General features: G+C 33.6%; 5 protein-coding genes. All 5 read left to right on the top strand.

The genetic code is table 11. The annotated features are described in order from the left end of the window. Positions 1–274 precede the first annotated feature (274 nt). The 5 genes from IV513_RS14815 (at position 275) to gcvP (ending at position 5,543) form a co-directional block, all read left to right on the top strand. Positions 275–829 (top strand): RNA polymerase sigma factor, encoded by a 555-nt coding sequence (locus IV513_RS14815; protein WP_245168963.1) that lies wholly within the window; start codon positions 275–277, stop codon positions 827–829. Positions 830–836: 7 nt separating this feature from the next. Further along, positions 837–1,184, top strand: coding sequence for a hypothetical protein (locus IV513_RS14810; RefSeq protein WP_209391331.1), 348 nt, complete (start codon positions 837–839; stop codon positions 1,182–1,184). Positions 1,185–1,265: 81 nt separating this feature from the next. After that, positions 1,266–1,535, top strand: coding sequence for a hypothetical protein (locus tag IV513_RS14805; RefSeq protein ID WP_209391330.1), 270 nt, complete (start codon positions 1,266–1,268; stop codon positions 1,533–1,535). 126 nt (positions 1,536–1,661) lie between these two features. After that, positions 1,662–2,309, top strand: coding sequence for a DnaJ domain-containing protein (locus tag IV513_RS14800; protein ID WP_209391329.1), 648 nt, complete (start codon positions 1,662–1,664; stop codon positions 2,307–2,309). Positions 2,310–2,684: 375 nt separating this feature from the next. Continuing rightward, entirely contained in the window at positions 2,685–5,543 is a 2,859-nt protein-coding gene (gene gcvP / locus IV513_RS14795; protein WP_209391328.1) for an aminomethyl-transferring glycine dehydrogenase, read from the top strand. Positions 5,544–5,914 lie beyond the last annotated feature (371 nt).

Here is a 5,914-nt window from a genome sequence, read left to right as displayed (position 1 = left end):
GTTCATGTATTTAATGACTTGGTAATCAATTAAATATACGATTTTTTAATCAAATGGACAATCTTTTTTTTTTTAATTCCTAAATGCACAACAGGTAATGTAGTTATTTACAGATAAAAATTAAAAAAATACTCAGGCAGGAAATCACCAGATTTCCTGTTTTTTATTTGTGACAAAGCGATTGAAGATTCAGCCTAAAAAAAAAATTAAATTAATAAAGTAAAAGCAAAACAATAATCGTCATAGCAATATGGAGATTGTCGAAAAAATATCAATGCCACAGAACGAAAAGGAAAACATTATTTCTCAGACCGTACTTAGTTACGGCGGGAAACTGATGTCTTATATTCGTCCAAAAGTAAAAAATACGGAAGATGCAGAAGATATTCTTCAGGAAGTATGGTATCAGTTCAGCAGTCTTACCAATCTTTCTGAAATAGTAAATATCGGTGGTTGGTTGTATAGAGTTACAGCTAATAAAATAACCGATAAATACAGAAAAAAGAAAACAGAAAATCTTGAAGATTTTGTTTACGAAGATGAAGATGGCGAGTTTTCTATTAAAGATATTCTGCTGATGGATGACAGTGCCGGTCCGGAAATAAAAATGTTTCAGGACGAAATATGGAAAAAACTTTTTGATGCTTTGGATGAATTGCCAGAAAAACAAAGATTGGTCTATATAGAAAACGAACTCAATGATAAAACTTTACAGCAGATTGCAGATGAACAGGGAGATAATATTAAAACCATCATCAGTAGAAAAAATTACGCGGTAAAACATTTGAGAAACCGGTTGAGAAGATTATATGAGGATTTAAAAAATTAAAATTAAAATGAGAAACAAACATAAATACAATAAAGGTTGGTGGTTTTGTATAATACTTTGTCCGCCGGTTATTTTCTTACTGATTTCATGGATCGTAATGTTGCTTTGGAATTGTCTTTTACCCGAAATTTTGGGTGTTAAAACCATAGGATTTTGGCAGGCGATGGGAATTCTTGTTTTAAGTAAAATTCTTTTTGGAGGTTTTCACGGTAAATTTGGTCAAGGCATGAAGCAGATAAGAGCCAAACATTTCGAGCACAGAATGGAAGGAATGTCTGCTGAAGAAAAAGAAAAGTTCAAAGAAATATGGAGACAAAGATGTTCTGGAGGTTTTTTTAACAAAAATAACGATTGATACAATTTTAAGTAGTAGTAAAAGTAAAATTGAAGTTCATTCGTCTTTATAAAAAAGTAGTAAAATTTAAAATTTAAAAAAATGAAAAATTCAGTATTAAAAGGTGCTCTTGGAGCACTTGCAGTAGCAGGAATTGCTGTGGTTGCCAAAAAAGCTATTCAGAGAAAAAGATTTTTGAAAGGTGTCTTCGAAGAATATGGAATTAAAGAAAAATCGCCATTTGGTTTGGCTGACAAAATCAGAGAAATGAGTGATGAAGATTATCAGCAGTTGAAAGGTAAATTCAAGCATGAATTTGCTTCTAAATGTTGCAGAAGAGACGATAGGAAAGAAAATTTTGTAGAGGCATAATCTTCAGGAGTCTTATTGAAATTGTAAATCGGCTCGGAAAGCAAAGCTTTCCGAGCCGAACTTTTTAATTTAGAATAATATGTTTTCTCAAAATAAAAAATCAAATTCTTATTTTTGCAGCAGTCTATGAAAGATTACTATTATTTTCTTGGAATTTCTCGGGATGCTTCAGAAGAAGACATCAAAAAATCGTACAGAAAACTTTCATTAAAATATCATCCGGATAAAAATGATAATGATGATTTCTTTGCAAACCGATTTAGAGAAATTCAGGAAGCGTATGAAATGCTGAGTGATAAAAGCAAGAGAAAAGCCTACGACGAAAATCTGGACAGTCATCAAAAAACGTTCAGATATAATACTCCGCCATCCATCAAAAGCTTCAGTTCTAATAAAATTCATGCTAAAAAGGGTGAAGAAATCATCATTACATGGCAGACTCAGAACGCAGATGTGGTAAAAGTTTTGCCTTTTGGTCTTGAGAAAGCTTACGGGGAAAGAATTTTTAGAATAACTGAGTTTAAAGACGGTAAATTTCAGATTTTGCTGCATGCAACCAACTCACTTTTACATAAAACGGTGGTGCAGGGTATTACCATTACCGAAGTTTTTGAAAGTAATAGAGAAAAAATTATAGATAAGGCCGAAGATTTGTTCAAATCGCAGCCAAAAACAGCGATAAACCCTCACGGTCAGCCAAAAATAGTAAAAATAGTATTGGCTATTTTGCTTTTGGCTTTGGCGTTGTATTTTTTAATCGACAGTTTACTGTAAGTTGATATTTTTTATGCCAATTTCTTTCTTCCAGGGCATTTCTTACACCTTTTACCTTTTTTGAATTTTTTACAACAAGACTTTTTCTCACATAGCATTTCTTGGCCTGCTGAAGAAAACATCGGAGCCAATGGCGGAACTTTAAAAGGAATTATTGCATTCATATTGCAAATATATTAATTTAGAATAAATATAATTAATTTTTTTGAATTTTAACTTTAAATAGTAGATTGTTTTAAAGATTGCTTGTTTGTAGGAAAATTTAGATTGTAAACAATAGTATTTGTTATTTTCATTATGTGAATGACTGTTGCATAATCTTTGAAAAAATCGTATTTTTACGAATCTTTTTTACAAACAAAATCTAATATAAAAATGAATACAGAACAGTTTGTGAGCCGTCACATTTCCATGAATGAAGCAGATAAGCAGGCAATGATGGAGAAAATTGGCGTTTCGAATATCGAGGAACTTATTTCTCAAACTATCCCAACATCTATCCGTTTAGAAAAAGATCTTCAGATTTCGGAGCCGCTTTCCGAATACGAAATGCTGAATCATTCTAAAGAATTAGCTTCTAAAAATACAGAGTTTACGAGCTATATAGGATTTGGATATTACAATACGCTGCTTCCATCGGCAATTCAGAGAAACATCTTCGAAAACCCAAGTTGGTACACTGCGTACACTCCTTATCAGGCTGAAATTGCTCAGGGAAGACTAGAAGCTCTTCTTAACTTCCAGACTGTTGTATGCGATCTTACCGGTTTTGGCTTAGCAAACGCATCACTTTTAGATGAAGCTACAGCTTCTGCAGAAGCTATGCACATGTTTTTTAACAACAGAACGAAAGATCAGAAAAAATCGGATGCCAACAAATTTTTTGTATCAGATTTGGTGCTGCCTCAAACAGTATCTGTTCTTAAAACTAAAGCAGAAGGTTTAGGTATAGAAATCTTAGTTGGAGATCACAGTAACCATTCTTTTGATGAATCTTATTATGGTGTTCTATTGCAGTATCCGGGTAAGAACGGAATTGTTTTAGATTATACAGAAAACATTACAGAGTACAAGAAATTAGATCTTCAGGTTGTTGTAGCTTGTGATCCGATGGCATTGGTTAAATTAAAATCACCTGCTTCTATGGGAGCAGATTGTGCTGTAGGAACTACGCAGAGATTCGGAATTCCTATGGGATATGGTGGTCCTCACGCAGCATTTTTCGCATGTAAAGAAGACTACAAAAGAGATATACCGGGAAGAATTATTGGAGTTTCTCAGGATGCATACGGCAAACGTGCTTTAAGAATGGCACTTCAGACAAGAGAACAGCATATAAAAAGAGAAAGAGCGACTTCTAATATCTGTACAGCACAGGTTTTATTGGCTGTTATGGCAGGGATGTATGCAGTTTATCATGGTCCGAAAGGATTAAATTATATTGCAGACCAAATACATTTTAAAACAAATGCTTTAAATAACGGTTTAAAAGCTTTAGGATATAACACAGTGGAAGAACCTGTTTTTGATACTGTAAAAATTCTGATGAATGAAGATGAAAAATCGAAATTGATGAGAATGATGAAAGATCATAAAATCAATCTCAATTATTTCACAGAAGGCGTGGTAAGTATTGCTCTTAATGAAAGTACTACGCTAGAAAAACTGAATTATCTTATGACTTCTTTTGCTCAGTTTAAAGATAAGCAGGCTTTCAAATTAGAATTGAAAGAAGAATTCAGCATTCCGTCGGATATTTTAAGAAAAGATGAAATTCTTACAGAAGAAGTATTCAACAGATACCATACAGAAACCGAATTAATGCGCTATATCAAGCGTTTGGAAAGAAAAGACCTGTCTTTAACACATTCTATGATTTCTCTTGGTTCTTGTACAATGAAGCTGAATGCAGCTACAGAAATGCTTCCGCTATCTTGGGATAACTGGGGAAGTGTACATCCTTTTGTTCCTGTAGAACAGGCTAAAGGTTATCAGGAAATGATTCATGAATTGGAAAAGGATCTTGCAGAAATTACAGGTTTTGCAGGAACTTCCTTACAACCGAATTCCGGAGCTCAAGGAGAGTATGCGGGTTTAATGGTAATTAGAGAATATCATATTTCCAGAGGTGAAGATCATAGAAATGTTGTTTTAATTCCTCAGTCTGCACACGGAACCAATCCAGCATCTGCAGCAATGGCAGGAATGAAAATTGTTGTTGTTAAAAACCTTGAAAACGGGGAAATAGATTTCGAAGACTTGAAAGCTAAAACAGAACAGCATTCTGAAAATCTTGCTTGTGTAATGATTACTTATCCTTCTACTTACGGATTTTTTGATGCCAACATTAAAGAAATTACTTCTTTAGTTCATGAGCATGGAGGTCAGGTTTATATGGACGGAGCTAATATGAATGCACAGGTAGGTTACACCAGTCCGGGAAATATTGGTGCAGATGTTTGTCATTTAAATCTTCATAAAACTTTTGCCATTCCTCATGGTGGTGGAGGTCCTGGAGTTGGTCCTATTTGTGTAGCAAAACACTTGGTTCCATTTCTTCCAACCAATGCCAATATTAATGTAGGTTCTAAAGAAGCTATCGAAGGAATTTCGGCTGCACCTTACGGTTCTGGTTTAATTCTAAATATTTCTTACGCATATATTAAAATGTTGGGTACAGCAGGATTGAAAAAAGCTACCGAACATGCAATTTTGAATGCCAACTATTTAAAAGAAGTTTTAGCAGAACATTTCCCTATTCTATATTCTAATGCAAACGGAAGAGTAGCACACGAATGTATTGTAGATTTCAGACAGTTTAAATCTCTAGGAATTGAGGTTGCTGATGTTGCAAAGAGATTAATGGATTACGGATTCCACGCTCCTACAGTTTCTTTCCCGGTTGCCGGAACATTGATGATAGAGCCAACAGAATCTGAAAGTAAAGCAGAAATTGATCGTTTTGCGGAAGCTTTAATTTCCATTAAGCATGAAATTGATGAGATTGCCAATGGAGAAGCAGATGCTGCGAATAATGTGTTGAAAAATGCTCCTCATACGGAACAAATTGTTGTTTCAGATTCTTGGGATAAACCTTATTCTAGAGAAAAAGCAGCTTATCCGTTGGATTGGGTAAGAGATTATAAATTCTTCGCTTCGGTTTCAAGAATTGATGAAGCTTATGGCGACAGAAATTTGGTTTGTACTTGCGAACCTATTGAAGCTTATATGTAATTGAAATTTTTTCAATAATATATTTTTGGGAATGTACAGAATGTGTATTCCCAATTTTTTTGTTTAATAAAATGGCTAATTCAACCTGAGTTCGGATAAGAAATATTTAAATAGTTCTGATATTCAGATATTAATTATTTTATCGCAAAGAAAAACAAAGATAAGTTTACTTCTTGAAATGCTTTTGAGCTATACAAAGGCACTTTGTTTAGCAAAATAACACAAAGTTTTGTATTACTTTGCTAAGTTATACGTCATGGTTTATCTTAAACATACCTGTTGTGCATTTAGCACAAATTAATTTTTAACTTATTCAAACTTCTCTTGAAGACGAAAAAATTGAGATATTGAATCATGGTAAAAGAAGTTAT

This window comes from Chryseobacterium sp. RR2-3-20, assembly GCF_017808115.1.
In the GTDB taxonomy this organism is placed as follows: domain Bacteria; phylum Bacteroidota; class Bacteroidia; order Flavobacteriales; family Weeksellaceae; genus Chryseobacterium; species Chryseobacterium oryzae.
This window is presented reverse-complemented; position numbering and strand designations above follow the sequence as displayed.

Bases quoted from the DNA above. Each gene is read 5' to 3' on its own strand.
- IV513_RS14815 (WP_245168963.1), top strand. From the start codon at position 275: ATGCCACAGAACGAAAAGGAAAACATTATTTCTCAGACCGTACTTAGT.
- IV513_RS14810 (WP_209391331.1), top strand. From the start codon at position 837: ATGAGAAACAAACATAAATACAATAAAGGTTGGTGGTTTTGTATAATA.
- IV513_RS14805 (WP_209391330.1), top strand. From the start codon at position 1,266: ATGAAAAATTCAGTATTAAAAGGTGCTCTTGGAGCACTTGCAGTAGCA.
- IV513_RS14800 (WP_209391329.1), top strand. From the start codon at position 1,662: ATGAAAGATTACTATTATTTTCTTGGAATTTCTCGGGATGCTTCAGAA.
- gcvP (WP_209391328.1), top strand. From the start codon at position 2,685: ATGAATACAGAACAGTTTGTGAGCCGTCACATTTCCATGAATGAAGCA.